The following is a 16,246-nucleotide window of genomic DNA, read 5'->3' on the forward strand; positions in this document are numbered from 1 at the left end:
CTGTTTTTTATTGCGCTAAAACGTCTGTAACTTGTTCCATATTTTCAGAAATCCATTGCATTGCATCATCTAACGTTGGGAATTCTGTCGTTTGAAATGTTACTTCATCTTGAAGTAACCAAACATCCTTTGCCTCTTGCCCTACACCTGCAATGGACCAATGTAACAAACTATATGGATGATTATCATTCAAAAATGATGCCCACGTGCGCTCATTTGCAATGTTTCGTAATGTATGTAATTGTTTATCCATCTCTCGTCACCTTACTCTAGTCAGTTATGAAAACTATTATAACACTCTCTTCTTTCTCAAACAAAGTGCTCTTTTTTCTCCGCTATTTGCGGGCAGTAAAACTCCCACCTCAAAATTCGGCTGAAACAAAGAAGTTAGGTAAGAGATTAACTGCCCCTAAAAGCCCGATTGGTTCAACTAATAATTAGTGGGGGATGCCTCCCTCACTAATTAAAGTTTCACTTTATATTGCCAAGCACTTCCCTTGATTATATGATGAAATTAAGCGTTTGGGAAGGAGGGATGACGTTGGCAAAAGTACAAATTAAAGTAAATGATAATGGCTCTTTTCGCGTTACAGGGGACGTGGAATTAGTCGACTCACAAGGGAATGTATTCCCAGCAAAACCGGCATTTTCTTTATGCCGTTGTGGTTTATCAAAAAATATGCCTTATTGCGACGCTTCGCATAAAGGTAAATTCGAGTCTGTTGTTAGAGCACCAGAGGCAGAATAATTTTACATGTGACATGCACATTTTTTTGTGCATGTTTTTTCTTTTTAGCAACTCCGTTATATCCCTTCTCTTTACAACATTTCTAATACTTTTATTTCCATTCCAGCCTGCATATATTTTCACACAATTCTTCACATTCGAATATTTTTTACTAGCCTTTTATTTTTTTTGTGCTATAATTTGAGCAAACAGCATCCTTCGGGGTCGGGTGAAATTCCCAACCGGCGGTGATGAAGTGAAAACTTCTAAGTCCGTGACCCGTTTTCAACTCGAAAACGGTGGATCTAGTGAAACTCTAGGGCCGACAGTATAGTCTGGATGGGAGAAGGATATGTTTCTAGTTTTTTATATAGTGAATACACTTTTATTTCAGTATGCATATTTTTAAAGATTCATTTTGATTCTTTATATATGTTTAATTTTCTATACTTATTTTTTATACTGAAATAAAAAGAGACAACTAGCGTTTAAAAATTCGATATTTTGCTAGGTTTTTTCCTTATGCAAAAATATCAATTATCGTTAGGTTTCTTTCCTATGCTTTCGTATTCAAACTATATTTCTAGAAATCACGTCTCCCAAACCCCAAGGATATTAAATCCTTGGGGTTTTTTGATTTTTTTTGGAGAGGTGAAGAAAATGACAGATCAAGAATATATGAGGATTGCCCTGCAGTTAGCAGAAGGAACATCAGGACAAACAAGTCCAAATCCTATGGTTGGTGCTGTTGTTGTAAAAGATGGAAACATCGTTGGTATGGGCGCTCATTTACGAGCTGGTGAAGAACACGCAGAAGTTCATGCCCTTCAAATGGCTGGTCAGAACGCCAAAGACGCTACCGTTTATGTAACACTGGAACCGTGTAGCCACTTTGGAAAAACACCACCTTGCTGTGAATTGCTCATCGAAAAAGGAGTTAAGCGTGTTGTAATTGCTACTCTCGATTGTAATCCGCTCGTTTCTGGTAACGGAAAAAGAAGATTAGAGGAAGCTAGAATTGAAGTAACTACTGGTGTTCTTGAAGCAGAAGCAGTTTTATTAAATCGCTACTTTTTTCACTACATGAAAACGAAACGCCCTTTTGTAACAATCAAAACAGCGATGAGCTTAGATGGAAAAACAGCAACTGTAACTGGTGAAAGTAAGTGGATTACAGGTGAAGAAGCACGTGCTGATGTTCACCAATATCGCCATACACATGATGCAATTCTTGTTGGAGTGAATACAGTTATAGCTGATAATCCTCATTTAACAACAAGAATTCCAAATGGTGGGAAACATCCTATTCGCGTTGTTTTAGATACCCATTTACGAACGCCACCATCTTCTCATGTTATAACAGATGGTTTAGCACCGACATGGATTATTGTCGGTAAGGATGTAAAGAAAGAGAAGATATCTTCTTATGAATCTAAAAATATAGCTATATTCCAAATGGAAACGAAGCATATAGAAATCGAGGACCTTCTTTCCTTTCTTGGAGAGAAACAAATTCTTTCTCTATTCGTTGAAGGTGGCCAATCGATTCATGCAAGTTTCTTAAAAACAAACAATTTTAATGAAATTGTAACCTATATAAGCCCGAAATTAATTGGTGGGAAAGATGCTCCTACTTTATTTGGAGGAAATGGTTTTTCAAAATTACAAGATGCGCTTTCCTTGAAAATTCAAGAGATGAAACAAATTGGTGATGATATAAAAATCGTTGCGAATGCCCGAAACGAGGTGACGAAATGTTTACAGGAATTGTAGAAGAATTAGGAACGATAGCAAACATGCAACAAAGCGGAGAAGCGATGAAATTAACGATTCATGCAAAGAAAATTTTATCAGATGTTCACTTAGGTGATAGTATCGCGGTTAACGGTATTTGCTTAACTGTAACAAACTTTACAACTACTTCATTTACAGTTGATGCAATGCCCGAAACGATGCAGTCGACATCACTTCGTATACTTAAACCGCACTCTAAAGTAAATTTAGAACGAGCAATGGCTGCAAACGGACGATTCGGTGGACATTTCGTTTCAGGACATATTGATGGCATCGGAACGATTTTAAATAAAAAACAACATTACAATGCCGTCTATTACAAAATAGCAATTTCTGATGAACTGCTGCGCTATTGTTTGCAGAAAGGGTCCATTGCTGTTGATGGAACGAGTTTAACGATATTTGCTATAGACGAATCTTCCATAACGATTTCACTCATCCCGCACACAGTAAGCGAATCTGTCATTGGGGAAAAAAATGCCGGAGATATCGTAAACATTGAGTGTGACATGATTGGTAAATATATCGAACGCTTTATTACTAAACCTACAAAACGAGTAGGTTCAATGACTGAAAGCTTTTTACAAGAAAACGGATTTCTATAAGGGGGAAGCACAATGTTTCATCGTATTGAAGAAGCTCTAGAAGATTTAAAACAAGGTAAAGTCGTTATCGTATGTGATGATGAAAACCGAGAAAATGAAGGCGATTTTATTGCTTTAGCAGAGTACATTACACCAGAAACAATTAACTTTATGATTACACATGGCCGTGGTCTCGTTTGTGTACCGATTACAGCAGGGTACGCAGAACGTCTACAATTAGAACCAATGGTATCTCATAATACAGATTCACATCATACTGCGTTTACAGTGAGCATTGACCATGTTTCTACAACAACAGGGATTAGCGCTCACGAACGTGCAACTACGATACAAGAATTGTTAAACCCCGCATCAAAAGGCGCTGATTTCAATCGACCTGGACATATCTTTCCATTAATTGCGAAAGAAGGCGGTGTCCTGCGTCGTGCAGGTCATACAGAAGCTGCTGTTGATTTAGCAAAGCTATGCGGTGCCGAACCAGCTGGAGTTATTTGCGAAATTATAAATGAGGACGGCACGATGGCACGTGTACCTGATTTAATAGAATGCGCAAAACAATTTGATATAAAAATGATTACAATAGAAGATTTAATTGCTTATCGCCGCCATCATGAAACACTTGTGACGAGAGAAGTGGAAATTACATTACCTACAGATTTCGGTACTTTCCACGCAATTGGCTATTCTAACTCATTAGATACGAAAGAACATATCGCACTTGTAAAAGGTGATATTTCAACAGGTGAACCGGTACTTGTACGTGTTCATTCTGAATGCTTAACAGGAGATGTATTCGGTTCACATCGCTGCGATTGCGGACCACAACTCCATGCAGCACTTGCTCAAATTGAGCGTGAAGGAAAAGGTGTTCTTCTTTATATGAGACAAGAAGGAAGAGGCATTGGGCTTCTTAATAAGCTTCGCGCTTATAAATTACAAGAAGAAGGATTCGATACTGTAGAAGCAAATGAAAAACTCGGCTTCCCTGCTGATCTTCGTGATTACGGTATCGGTGCTCAAATATTAAAAGATTTAGGTTTACAAAGCTTACGATTATTAACGAATAACCCAAGAAAAATTGCTGGCTTACAAGGTTACGATTTAGAAGTAGTCGAGCGTGTACCGTTGCAAATGCCGGCAAAAGAAGAAAATAAATCATATTTACAAACGAAAGTAAATAAATTAGGACACTTACTAAACTTATAATTAAAGGAGAGATTTATTATGGTATTCGAAGGTCATTTAGTTGGTACAGGATTAAAAGTTGGAGTTGTTGTTGGACGTTTTAACGAATTTATTACAAGTAAGTTACTTGGCGGAGCTTTAGACGGATTAAAGCGTCACGGTGTAGAAGAAAATGATATTGATGTTGCTTGGGTTCCTGGTGCATTTGAAATTCCTTTAATCGCTAAAAAGATGGCTAGTAGCGGAAAGTATGATGCTGTTATTACACTAGGTACTGTAATCCGAGGTGCTACAACTCACTACGATTACGTTTGTAATGAAGTAGCAAAAGGTGTTGCGTCTTTATCACTACAAATGGACATCCCAGTTATTTTCGGCGTATTAACGACAGAAACAATTGAACAAGCGATTGAACGCGCAGGTACGAAAGCTGGTAATAAAGGATATGAATCAGCTGTTGCTGCAATTGAAATGGCTCACTTATCAAAACAATGGGCATAAAAAAAAGAGGCTGCGGCCTCTTTTTATTTTTTCACCTTTTTTTGTACATCTTTTATTAATTCATTCATCGTTTTTCCTTCTGTTTTTATATGAAGAGCTTGTGCTGTTCTCCATACATTCTCTCTTTTTTTCGCTTCTTCTATAATAGTAATTTCTTTTCTAACTTCCTTTAAATCTTTTCCTTCCGTTTTCAATCCAAAATGTTCAGCTTTCGTTCGAAAGTGTTGTTCGATTCTTTGTTGCATCTCTTTTTGTTCAGGATTTTCAGCAGCCTTAACTGGATCAGAACTTATTGCTTTTATTAAAATTAAACAAGTCATAATCGCTAATATGTATTTGTACATGTAAAATCCTCCAACCCAATATAAATTACATATTTACTATGTACAACTAGGGCTTGGAAAATTCGTCCACAAAAATTCTTTTTTTCGTTCAAAAACCAATAGTATCAAGCGTTCACAACTATTTATTACATTTTATTTACAAAAAAGCAAACTCTTTTACAAGTTTGCTTTTTCATCTATCTTATAATGCACATTCTTCAATCTCAAATCCTAAATCTGCAATCATACCCCAGTCCGCAGTCGGCTCTTGCCCAGCTGTCGTTAAGTAGTCCCCGACAAAAATAGAATTTGCTGCAAATAAACCGATTGGCTGTACAGAACGTAAATTGATTTCACGTCCTCCTGAAATACGAATTTCTTTTGTTGGGTTTACAAAACGCATCATTGCAAGTACTTTTAAACATTCTACTGGCGTTAACTCTTTTTGCCCTTCAAGAGGTGTCCCCTTTACAGCAACAAGGAAATTACAAGGGATAGAATCTGCATCTATACGTTGTAATTCAAATGCAATTTCAGCACGCTCTTCAATTGTTTCTCCCATGCCAAAAATTGCTCCAGAGCATGGTGAAATACCAGCTTGTTTTGCTTTTTGAACTGTATCAACACGATCATCATACGTATGAGTTGAACAAATACTATCGTAATTATTTGCATGTGTATTTAAGTTGTGATTATAACGGTGCACGCCTGCTTCCGCTAAACGTCCTGCTTGATCTTCATTTAAGAAACCTAAACAACAACAAATCTTCAAGTCTGTCGTTTCACGAATTTCCTTAACTGCTCCAATTACGTGATTTACCTCTTTATCCGTCGGACGACGACCAGACGCTACAATACAATATGTACCTGCTTTACGGCGTATTGCTTCATGTGCCCCTTCTACAATCTTCTCCTGCGTTAACCATGCATATTTATCAATCGGTGTTTCTGAAATAATAGACTGTGAGCAATATCCACAATCTTCAGGACATAATCCAGATTTCGTATTAATAATCATATTCAATTTTACTTTCTTACCAAAGTGATGATGGCGAATAATGTAAGCTGCATTCATAATTTCTAAAACTTCTGTATCATCAGCTTCTAATATCGCTATTGCATCTTCTTTCGTAATCATTTTCTCTTCCACTACGTCGTATGCAAGTTTTTTCCAATCCCTTTTTGTTTGTACTTGTTTCATTTCATCTCTTCCCCTTTTTTGTTATATGTATAAATAAAGCATGATACGTTGCCATTATCCCTTCATTTCCCGTGAAGTCTCTTTCGTATATGCGTAGCATCGCACGAAAGAGTGAGGGACTTTGACAATATGATCCTTCATTGCTATTAGTTGCTCCTACTTTTCGAATAGAATGCAGAAACTCCTTAACTTCTGTAAAACTCTCTATGTAACATGTTTCAGAAACATGCACATCCCCTGTTTCTATCTTACATATATGAAGCAACTGATCTTTTGAATAAAAACGTTGACCAATCGATATTTCATTTTTTATATTTCTTTCTTCTTTCGCACGTTGGAACGAAGCATGCAATTCTTGAAATGTTTCATGTCCAAACGTTGAAAAGAGTAATATCCCATCTATAGACAAATGTTGAAATAAATTTCTTAACACTTGTTGTAAATTATTTAACCATTGAAATGTAGCATTTGAAATAATGACATCATATGATTCTTCTAATCGTAATTGCTCAATATCTTCACAGTGAAACGTTACATTTTTTACATTTTGTCTAGTTTGCGCAATCGCAATCATACTTTCAGCAAAATCAACTGCTGTAATATGTGCTTTCGGAAATAACTTTGATAATTGTTCTGTTACATACCCCGTCCCGCATCCCAGTTCTAAAATACGCATTGATGCCGTTTCACTATATCGTTCCTTTAAGATTGAAAGTAATGAATGTGCCATCTTTTTTTGTACATTTGCATATCGATCGTAAGATACGGCTGCCCCATTAAACCGTTTTTGTAGTAACGTTTTGTTGATCATGTCGTATCCCCTCTACAAATTGAATTATCTCATTTGCACAATATTCAAAATTCGTTACACATAATGCATGCCCTGCTTCACTTACTACTTTCAGCTCGCTGCTGCTATTCTCCGTCATACTACGTGCCGCAGACAATGGGCATATTACATCCTGTTCTCCGTGAATAAGTAGTATAGGTACTTTAATTTCTTTTAGTTCTTCTCTCATATCTGTTTCTATTAAATAATCCAAACCTAGTTGTAAAGACTGAATAGAATCACCTTTAAAACGGTCTACAATGTCTTCAAAGTTTTTATTCCCTTTTAGCTCATCTTTCGTAAACATATTTTCATAAAAACGCTTGAGCGTATCCTCTCTCCTTCTCGCCAAATTCCTTTTCAGCCGTTCTATATGCAAAGCATTCCATCCATTACTATAGTCGCTCGTATTTGTAAATTTAGCAGTCCCACCAATTAATACGATGCCTTTTGCCTGAATCTTTTTATAAGCTTCAACTGCTGCTAACGCTCCTAGTGACCATCCAACTAAAATTACGTTGTCGTTATGCGCTACATCTATAATTCGTTCCGCAAATTCACTTCGTTCTTTCACATTACGCCAATCTACGCATTCAACAGGATATCCTTTAAAATACGGAAGTACTAAATCCCAAATATTCTCTTCCATTCCCCATCCGGGGATAAAAATAATCTTTAGCTCGTTCATACGAAAATCTCCTCTTCTTTCGCAATGTGAATAATTCGGTCAATAGCCCATTTTAAATCAGCTATTGTATGTTGCGATGTAACTGCAAAGCGAATTCGAGAACTATGAACCGGCACAGTTGGCGGACGAATTGCAATGGCCGCAATCCCTGCCTCTTGCAACCTTTTACTAAATCGTAAAGCATGTTCATTTGAACCGACTACAATCGGTACAATATGAGTTGAACTATTCCCAATATCAAAACCAGCATCCCTTAATTTAGTTCTGAAGTATTCTCCGTTTGCTATAAGGTTCTCTCTTCTTTCATTATCTTCTTTTACAATTTCAATTGCTTTTTGCACTGCTCCTAACGTACTTGGTGGTAAAGCTGTAGTAAAAATAAAGCTTCTCATCATATTTTGTAAATACTCTATATAAATTTCATCACCTGTCAAATACGCACCATAACACCCTAAAGCCTTGCTAAACGTCCCCATATGTATATCAATTTTTTGAGCAAGATTTTTTTCTATATGAGATAACCCAGCTCCGCCGATTCCATATATTCCACTCGCATGTGCTTCATCGACTATAATGATTGCCCCGTATTTCTCTTTCAGCTGTACTAAATCTCTCAAATACGCAGTATCACCATCCATACTAAAAACGGTATCTGTTACGATTAATTTTCTGCTTTCAGGCGAAGCCATTTTCAACAGCTTCTCTAAATGATCCAAATCATTATGACGATACCTTTTATGCTCTGCCCCGCTTAATATGATTCCATCAACAATACTTGCGTGATTTAACTTGTCACTAAAAACAATATCGTGCCGAGAGGCCAAAGAAGATATGGCACCTATATTTGCCGTATACCCACTATTTACGATTAAAGCTCTTTCAGTACCTTTCCATTCACATATGCTTCTCTCAACCTCTTCATATAATGGATGATTTCCTACAACGAGACGAGAGGCAGTCGCTCCAGTTCCATATCTTTTTGTACAGGCAATAGCAGCTTCTTTTAACCTTTCATCTCCAGCTAACCCTAAATAATTATTTGACGCTAAATTTAACATCCTTTTTTTATCTCGAATAAGCCAAGTCTCTTCTGCCTTCTCTGTTACATGCAAATCACGATACTGCCCTTGCTCATGTAATTGTTGTAATTTACATTGAAGGTGCGCCCGCCACGTTTGATTCATTTTGGATAAACTCCTCTAATTTTGAAATCATAATATGTTCTTTTGCAGATTCTAATACTTCTTCTTTCGTAAACTCACCTTCAAAGAATGGTAATAATCCTAAAACTGGTACCCCGCTCAGCTCTTCAATCATCTCTTTATTTTCTTGCACTCTTTCCATTTCACATTCTTTGCAACCTGATAAAATGACACCCGCTACGGTTAAGCCATGCGCCTTTGCGTAAGCAATCGTTAACACTGTATGATTTACTGTTCCTAATGTAGGACGAGCTACTACAATAAGAGGCAACTGTAATTCTTTTGCAAAATCAATTACTAAAGCATCTTCTGTATATGGGACAGCAAGCCCACCTGCCCCTTCTACAAATAAGCTATTAAACTCTTTTAATAGTTCATTATAGTAATCAGTAATTTCTTTTAACTTTACTACTCTTCCAGCTCTTTTCATGGCAAGTCTCGGAGCAAGTGGTTCTTCAATAGAATAAGGGCAAATTTCATTTTCTTGTGTCGGCACACCTGATAATGCTTTTAACCTTGCCGCATCTCCCTCAGGGTTTGATGCAACATGCCCACTTTGCAACGGTTTATATACTCCGATGTTATATCCCAATTCTCTAAATACACCGGCTAATGCACCGGCAACGACAGTTTTCCCCACTTCAGTATCTGTTGCTGTTATAAAAAAACCGCTCATTATTCTCCCTCCGTAACATCCGAGATTGCTTTATACAAAATACGTAACATATCATCAATCTCCTCAATTGTAGAAGCAAGAGGTGGCATAAATACAATCGTATTACCGAGCGGTCGTAAGATCATACCCAGCTCTCTTGCGCGTTTACATACTTGAACACCGACTCTTTCTGTCCAGTCAAACGCTTCTTTCGTTTCCTTATTCTTCACAAGCTCAATACCAACCATTAATCCGCACTGACGAATATCACCTACATGTTTATACGCAAAGAGCTTTTCTAATTGCGCTGCCACATAATCCGTTTTACGTGCCACTTCTTCTATTAAATTTGTTTTTTCATATAGCTCTAAATTCGCGATTGCTACGGCACACCCTAACGGATTGCCTGTGTAGCTATGTCCATGGAAAAATGTTTTTTGTTCTTCATATTCTCCTAAGAAGGCATTATATATTTCATCTGTCGTTACCGTAACTGCAATTGGTAAATATCCACCTGTTAAACCTTTCCCAGCAGTTAAAATGTCTGGCGTCACATTTTCATGTTCACACGCAAACATTTTCCCTGTACGCCCAAATCCAGTCGCTACCTCATCTGTAATAAATAATACATTGTACTTTGTACATAAATCGCGCAGTCCTTTTAAATATCCTTTTGGCATTGTAATCATTCCGCCAGCACCTTGCATTAATGGCTCTACAATGATGGCAGCTACTTCTTCATGCTTTTCTTTCAACAATTCTTCCATTTCTTCTAAATGGCTTTTTACAATTTCCTCCTTATTATTTCCGTAAGGAGAACGATATGTATATGGATACGGCATTTTAATCGCATCAAATAAGAGCGAACTATACACTTGGTGAAACAAGTCTATTGCTCCTACCGAAACAGCTCCAATTGTATCACCGTGATATGCTTCTTTTAATGTAACGAATCTTTGTTTCTTTGTTTTCCCTTTATGCTGCCAATATTGGAAAGCCATCTTAATTGCAATTTCAACAGCGGTAGAACCTGAATCAGAATAGAATACCTTCTTCAATCCATCTGGTACAACCTCAATAATTTTTTCTGCTAATAAAATAGATGGAACGTTAGCAAGTCCTAACATAGTAGAATGAGCAATTTTATTTAATTGCTCACGAATTGCTTCATCTAATTCCGGTACTTGATGTCCGTGAACATTTAACCATATAGATGAAACACCATCCCAATATTCATTACCATTTACATCGTATAGTTTTCTTCCCTCTCCACGTTCAATAATGACAGGATCTTCTTCTAAATAATCTTTCATTTGTGTAAATGGGTGCCATACGTAAGCTTTATTTTTCTCTGCTAATTCTTCATATGTATAAGATGATTTTTCAATCGTTTTACTATTTATTGTCACAATTGTCACCCCTAATGTTAACTTGTTTATAAATATAGTTAACATTAAATCCGAATGACTGTCAATTATTTTAAAATCAAATAGTTCTTAAAAAAGAACAACTTATCATACGATAAGTTGTTCTACTTTCCATGCTGTATCTTTCCAATTTCTAAAATAATTTCTTCATCTTTTTTCCCCTCTGTATCAATTCCAAGTTGCTTAGCGTGCTCAATTAATAAATCATGACGCTTCTCAAATCTAGCGGTATTTACTTCTTTCGTAACCTCTTCTTTTGTTTTCCCCTCAGTAGAAACTCCTAGTTTTTCTGCTGCTTTTTCCATTGATTTCTTCTCTTCTATTTCTTTTACTTTCTTCACTTCTGACTGTTGTATTTGCTTTTGTTTCAACTGCTCTGATTCAGCCGCAAAAGCTGTGTAAATTCCAGCACTTCCTCCAATAACTAATAAAGTGGTAAAAAGAATTATTTTTTTCTTCACTCTTTCCTCCCCCTTTCAAATTCATTATAACGTACATTTTTACAGCGTTAAAAACAATTATCCTTTATTCCCCTAAAAAAACATTTAATATTTTTATTGACATGTAAGATGAAAATATGATAAAAATTTAACTAACATCATATGAATCGGCGTTGATAGGATTTAGTAGTATTTCGATTTCTGATTTCAGAGAGCTGGTGGTCGGTGCGAACCAGTACAGAGCGAATTATGAATTACCCCCTGGAGCTTCTTTTACGAAACGTGAGGAGTAGTGAAAGACGGTTATAGACCGTTATGTCTAAAGAGTGGTGAAACGACACTGTTTCACAATTTAGGGTGGTACCGCGAATTTTTCGTCCCTGCATATATTGCAGGGGCGTTTTTTATTTTATAAGCGCATATCATATGACCCTTTATTTTGTGATACATTCATTTCACAAGCTAGGGTGGTACCGCGATTTCTTCGTCCCTGCATAATTATATGCAGGGACGTTTTTTTATCCAATCTTTTCCGTATCATATAGAAGAACAAACAATTACCGGTAATTTGTCACAAAATTCTAAATTTTAGAAGGAAATATACAATATTGGCGAATTTTATATAAAAAAGAGCTATTTCATATTACTTAGGAGGGGAAAACAATGGTTTCAAAAATTGAGTCTGTTCTTTTAACAATTTTTATCTTTTTCTGTATTGGTTTTAGTGTTATTCAATTAGAAGTTTCACCACACATCCCAATTTTATTTGGTATCGTTCTTTTATTAGCATTTGGATTCTTGAAGAGAATCTCTTGGTCTACTATGGAGAAAGGGATGATTAGTAGTATTTCAGCTGGTATTCCATCTATATTTATCTTCTTACTTGTAGGCGTATTAATTAGCGTTTGGATCGCAGCTGGAACTATTCCGACTTTAATGGTATACGGCTTCCAACTTGTATCTCCAAAAATTTTCGTTCCAACTGTTTTTGTTGTTTGTGCAATTGTTGGAACGAGTATCGGTAGTGCTTTTACAACTGCTGCAACTGTAGGACTTGCCTTTATGGGAATGGGTACTGCCCTTGGATACGATCCAGCTCTTATTGCTGGTGCAATTATTTCTGGTGCATTCTTCGGAGATAAAATGTCTCCTTTATCTGATACAACAAACTTAGCGCCTGCTGTAACGGGTGTAGATTTATTTGAACATATTCGTAACATGCTTTGGACAACAGTGCCAGCTTTCATTATTGCTTTTATCGCATTTTTCATTTTAGGAAGCGGATCTGATGGAAACGTTGATTTCTCAGCATTTATTAACACATTAGAAAAAAATACAACGATTTCTATCGTTACACTGATTCCTATTTTATTACTGTTCCTATTCGCATTTAAAAAGGTACCCGCAGTTCCAACATTACTTGCAGGAATTGTGGTAGGGATTATTATTCTCTTTATTTTTAAACCTAGCACTTCTTTAGCTGATTTAATAAAAATTATGCAAGACGGTTACGTTTCTAAAACTGGTATCAAAGATATTGATAGCTTATTATCTCGCGGTGGCCTGCAAAGTATGATGATGTCAATTGCTCTTATTTTCCTAGCTCTTTGTATGGGAGGATTATTACAAGGAATGGGTATTATAGCGCAGCTGATGAATATTATCTCTAGCTTCGTAAAAACTAGTACACGCTTAATTATTTCTACTGCTTCAACTGCAATTGGTGTAAACTTCTTACTTGGTGAGCAGTACTTATCCATCGTTTTAACAGGACAAGCATTTGCTAATAAATACGATGAAGTCGGTTTAGAACGTCGTAATTTATCGCGAGTATTAGAAGATGCTGGTACAGTAATTAATCCACTCGTACCATGGGGTGTAAGTGGCGTATTCTTAACAAACGTTCTTAGCGTTCCAACATTCGATTACCTGCCATACGCAATCTTCTGTTTAGCATGTCCAGTCGTAACCATTATCGTCGGCTTTACTGGATTCGGCCTTTCATGGAAAAAAGAAAAAGCAGTACCAGTTTCATAATATAATAAAAAGGATTACCAAATCGGTAATCCTTTTTATATTTCTCGACTATCTATTCGCTTTCTTTCTTCTAAATAACATAAGTAATCCCGCTCCAACAAACGCAAGACCCGCTCCAATTGTAGAAGCAATACTTGCACCTGTTTTCGGTAAATCACGTTCATCTTTTTCAGCTTCTTTATTTTCACTTACAGTTGTTGTTGTTTCTTTTGTATTTTGATCATCTGTTGTAGTTTGTCCAGATCCAGTATTGTTTCCATCTTGTTTTGGTTCATTACCATTATTACCTTCTTCTGTTGGTGGTGTTGGGTTTTCTCCATTACCTGTTGGCGGTGTTGTTGGATTTTCTCCCCCACCTGTTGGCGGTGTCGTTGGATTTCCTTCACCAGTTTCTTTATCATCATTTTTCTTCGTTATATCAATTGCATATTTAGCAAATTCATTTTCAGATGGTCCAACATATGATATGTTCCCATCTTTCTTTATATACTTTTGTGCATTTGGTGAAGAATCAAATGTTGTATTTAATTTATCTGCAACAATCGGTTTAAACGTCCAATTTTGATCAGCTGCTGGATCAATATTTTTTATTTTTTGCATATACTTCACAATGATTTGACGTGTTTCATCTTGTGATTGGTATACAACCTCCCCTTTACTTACACCTGGGAACGTTTGACTACTTCCACGATAGTTATTTGTAGCGACGATGAACTCTTGATCATCAGCTACTGGCTTACCTTCATATGTCATATTTACAATACGATTCGTATTTGCATTTACAACTTTTCCATCTTTATCGTATTTCGCCGGTTGTGTTACATCAATTTCGTATTTTAAGCCATCTAAAATATCGAAGTTATATGTAGGATAGCCTATATTTACTAATGGCTGTTCTTCTGTTTTCTTTGGATCAATTGTATTAAACTGACCTGCAGACATTTCAAGCCATTCTTTCACTTGTGCCCCATTTACTTTTACAGCATATAACGTATTTGGATACACGTATAAATCTGCAACGTTTTTAATTGCTAACGTTCCAGCTGGAATATCCGTATAATATGTAGCACCGTTTCGGCCACCTGCTTTAAATGGTGCGCCTGCAGATAAAACCGGAATATTTTTAATCTTTTCGTACTCTGGTTTTTTAAGTTCTTGTTCTACGTACCATTTTTGCGCATTTGTCACAATTTGTACGGAAGGATCATCTTGTACTAATGAAAAATAACTATTAATTGGTGCTTTCGTTTCACCTACAGGTGTATTTACATAGTCGATTGTCGCTTGATGCTCATCTTTAATTTCATTAACTAATTTTTGATCAGATTCTACTAATGGGGTACCTTTACTATTAGCAATCGGGCGAAGTTGCGGCTTAGATTGATCTTTTTGTACTTCCCATTTTCCGTTTACCTTTTTCAATTGCATATCAATAATACCTAAGTTACTACCAAAAACACCAGGCATTACAACTGGAACACCATTAAATACATCCTTCACTTCAGTATGTGAATGTCCCATTAATACTGCATCTACGCCAGGAACTTGTGTTGCTAAATGATATGATGCATTTTCCATTCCTTCGTTGTATCCACTCTTATCAACACCTGAATGCGCTAGTGCAACGACAATATCTGCATGTTCCTCATTTTTCAGTTTCGGTACTAATTTATTCGCTGTTTTGACAATATCTTTCGCTTTTACTTTTCCTTCTAAATTTGCCTTATCCCAGTTCATAACTTGAGGTGGGACAAATCCTATTACACCAATTTTTACTATTTGTTTTTGGCCTGCTTCATCCACTACTTCTTTCTCTAAAATATGATATGGTTTAAAATAATTTTCATCGTTCGCTTCATTATTATCATGATCATCTTTATAAACATTCGAGTTAATAACCGGGAATTCCGTTTTACTAATTACTTTGTTTAAATAGTCTAAGCCGTAGTTAAATTCATGATTCCCAAGAGAGATGACGTCATACTTCATTAAATTCATTACACGATATAATGGATGTGTATAACTAGGATCCACAGGATTCTTCGGATCTTTTATTTTATTTGCTACATAATCTCCAAGCGGTGTCCCTTGTAATGCATCTCCATCATCAAATAGGACAGAGTTTTTCGCTTCTTCACGTGCTTTATTAACGAGTGTTGCAGTTTGCACGAGACCTACTTTATTATCTGTTTTCGTTTGATAATAATCGTAATTCATTAAGTTAACGTGAATATCTGATGTTTCTAGAATTCGTAAGTTAACTGTACTCTCCCCAGTTTGCTCATCCGCATGAGCTGTTGCTGGCAATACTTGCGGCGCTATAACACCAATAGCAAGAGTTGCTCCAGCTAGCATTTTTTTTGACTTTTTCACAAAAAATCCCCCTTATACAATTACCAGAAATAATGAAATGAATCCCTATCTGTCTCTAACCACATACCTTTTTTCTTCTATTAGAGACACAATTTTCATTTCACCCTGCGCTAACGAGTAGTCCCCTTAAACGCCCGATTGATGAAGACTATTAATTAATAGGAAATAAAGCTCCCACTCATTAAAGTTTCACCTTATCTGACATTATCATATATAAAGTTCTTTCCTATCGTGAATATTTTTTGACAAACTTCAACAA

At 36.4% G+C, this 16,246-nt stretch carries 16 protein-coding genes, 1 riboswitch and 1 other annotated feature; of the genes, 6 read left to right on the forward strand and 10 right to left on the reverse strand.

Annotated elements, in window-relative coordinates; all coding sequences use genetic code 11:
- Positions 1–7: 7 nt before the first annotated feature.
- Entirely contained in the window at positions 8–253 is a 246-nt protein-coding gene (locus tag ACQGS6_RS02875; RefSeq protein ID WP_000360793.1) for a DUF2552 family protein, read from the reverse strand.
- Between the two features lie 288 nt (positions 254–541).
- Here ACQGS6_RS02875 and ACQGS6_RS02880 point away from each other — a divergent pair, with 288 nt between their 5' ends.
- From ACQGS6_RS02880 to ribH, 5 genes are all read left to right on the forward strand, one after another.
- Positions 542–748, forward strand: a complete 207-nt coding sequence (locus tag ACQGS6_RS02880; protein WP_001151582.1) for a CDGSH iron-sulfur domain-containing protein — start codon at positions 542–544, stop codon at positions 746–748.
- A 190-nt stretch (positions 749–938) separates the two neighbouring features.
- Positions 939–1,082: riboswitch (FMN riboswitch) on the forward strand.
- A gap of 305 nt (positions 1,083–1,387) precedes the next feature.
- A complete protein-coding gene (gene ribD / locus ACQGS6_RS02885; RefSeq protein ID WP_000131988.1) occupies positions 1,388–2,500 on the forward strand; it encodes a bifunctional diaminohydroxyphosphoribosylaminopyrimidine deaminase/5-amino-6-(5-phosphoribosylamino)uracil reductase RibD in 1,113 nt (370 codons plus the stop codon).
- Positions 2,482–3,126, forward strand: coding sequence for a riboflavin synthase subunit alpha (ribE, locus tag ACQGS6_RS02890; RefSeq protein ID WP_000493898.1), 645 nt, complete (start codon positions 2,482–2,484; stop codon positions 3,124–3,126). Before ribD ends, ribE begins: the two co-directional genes overlap by 19 nt.
- Positions 3,127–3,138: 12 nt before the next feature.
- On the forward strand, positions 3,139–4,332 hold the full coding sequence (gene ribBA, locus ACQGS6_RS02895; RefSeq protein ID WP_000468983.1) for a bifunctional 3,4-dihydroxy-2-butanone 4-phosphate synthase/GTP cyclohydrolase II: 1,194 nt from the start codon (positions 3,139–3,141) through the stop codon (positions 4,330–4,332).
- Between the two features lie 18 nt (positions 4,333–4,350).
- Positions 4,351–4,812, forward strand: a complete 462-nt coding sequence (ribH, locus tag ACQGS6_RS02900) for a 6,7-dimethyl-8-ribityllumazine synthase (protein ID WP_000230895.1) — start codon at positions 4,351–4,353, stop codon at positions 4,810–4,812.
- A gap of 23 nt (positions 4,813–4,835) precedes the next feature.
- Here ribH and ACQGS6_RS02905 read toward each other — a convergent pair whose 3' ends face one another.
- The 8 genes from ACQGS6_RS02905 to ACQGS6_RS02940 all read right to left on the reverse strand — a co-directional run bounded on the left by ACQGS6_RS02905 (position 4,836) and on the right by ACQGS6_RS02940 (position 11,598).
- Entirely contained in the window at positions 4,836–5,156 is a 321-nt protein-coding gene (locus ACQGS6_RS02905; protein ID WP_000280032.1) for a hypothetical protein, read from the reverse strand.
- 181 nt (positions 5,157–5,337) lie between these two features.
- Complete coding sequence (bioB, locus tag ACQGS6_RS02910; protein WP_426964872.1) at positions 5,338–6,336, reverse strand: biotin synthase; 999 nt, start codon at positions 6,334–6,336, stop codon at positions 5,338–5,340.
- Between the two features lies 1 nt (position 6,337).
- Positions 6,338–7,147, reverse strand: a complete 810-nt coding sequence (gene bioC / locus ACQGS6_RS02915; RefSeq protein WP_426964873.1) for a malonyl-ACP O-methyltransferase BioC — start codon at positions 7,145–7,147, stop codon at positions 6,338–6,340.
- Entirely contained in the window at positions 7,113–7,853 is a 741-nt protein-coding gene (locus tag ACQGS6_RS02920; RefSeq protein WP_001004163.1) for an alpha/beta fold hydrolase, read from the reverse strand. The genes bioC and ACQGS6_RS02920 overlap by 35 nt, the downstream gene beginning before the upstream one ends.
- On the reverse strand, positions 7,850–9,037 hold the full coding sequence (gene bioF / locus ACQGS6_RS02925) for an 8-amino-7-oxononanoate synthase (protein ID WP_001077290.1): 1,188 nt from the start codon (positions 9,035–9,037) through the stop codon (positions 7,850–7,852). The genes ACQGS6_RS02920 and bioF overlap by 4 nt, the downstream gene beginning before the upstream one ends.
- Positions 9,003–9,731: a dethiobiotin synthase gene (gene bioD, locus ACQGS6_RS02930; protein WP_000012496.1), complete on the reverse strand. Its 729-nt coding sequence runs from the start codon at positions 9,729–9,731 to the stop codon at positions 9,003–9,005. Before bioD ends, bioF begins: the two co-directional genes overlap by 35 nt.
- Positions 9,731–11,164: an adenosylmethionine--8-amino-7-oxononanoate transaminase gene (bioA, locus tag ACQGS6_RS02935; RefSeq protein WP_070184370.1), complete on the reverse strand. Its 1,434-nt coding sequence runs from the start codon at positions 11,162–11,164 to the stop codon at positions 9,731–9,733. Before bioA ends, bioD begins: the two co-directional genes overlap by 1 nt.
- A gap of 77 nt (positions 11,165–11,241) precedes the next feature.
- The gene (locus tag ACQGS6_RS02940; protein WP_000726902.1) at positions 11,242–11,598 is read right to left on the reverse strand and encodes a hypothetical protein; all 357 of its coding nucleotides are present in this window, start codon (positions 11,596–11,598) and stop codon (positions 11,242–11,244) included.
- A 143-nt stretch (positions 11,599–11,741) separates the two neighbouring features.
- Positions 11,742–11,962: a binding site (T-box leader), on the forward strand.
- Between the two features lie 278 nt (positions 11,963–12,240).
- On the opposite strand from ACQGS6_RS02940, the gene nhaC reads away from it, so the two are divergent.
- Positions 12,241–13,614: a Na+/H+ antiporter NhaC gene (nhaC, locus tag ACQGS6_RS02945; RefSeq protein WP_000253735.1), complete on the forward strand. Its 1,374-nt coding sequence runs from the start codon at positions 12,241–12,243 to the stop codon at positions 13,612–13,614.
- 48 nt (positions 13,615–13,662) lie between these two features.
- On the opposite strand, the gene cpdB is transcribed toward nhaC, so the two are convergent.
- Positions 13,663–15,987 (reverse strand): bifunctional 2',3'-cyclic-nucleotide 2'-phosphodiesterase/3'-nucleotidase, encoded by a 2,325-nt coding sequence (gene cpdB / locus ACQGS6_RS02950; protein WP_242785073.1) that lies wholly within the window; start codon positions 15,985–15,987, stop codon positions 13,663–13,665.
- Positions 15,988–16,246: the final 259 nt, after the last annotated feature.

The organism is Bacillus sp. GMs2/2 (genome assembly GCF_050172095.1).
Taxonomy (GTDB): Bacteria; Bacillota; Bacilli; order Bacillales; family Bacillaceae_G; genus Bacillus_A; species Bacillus_A cereus.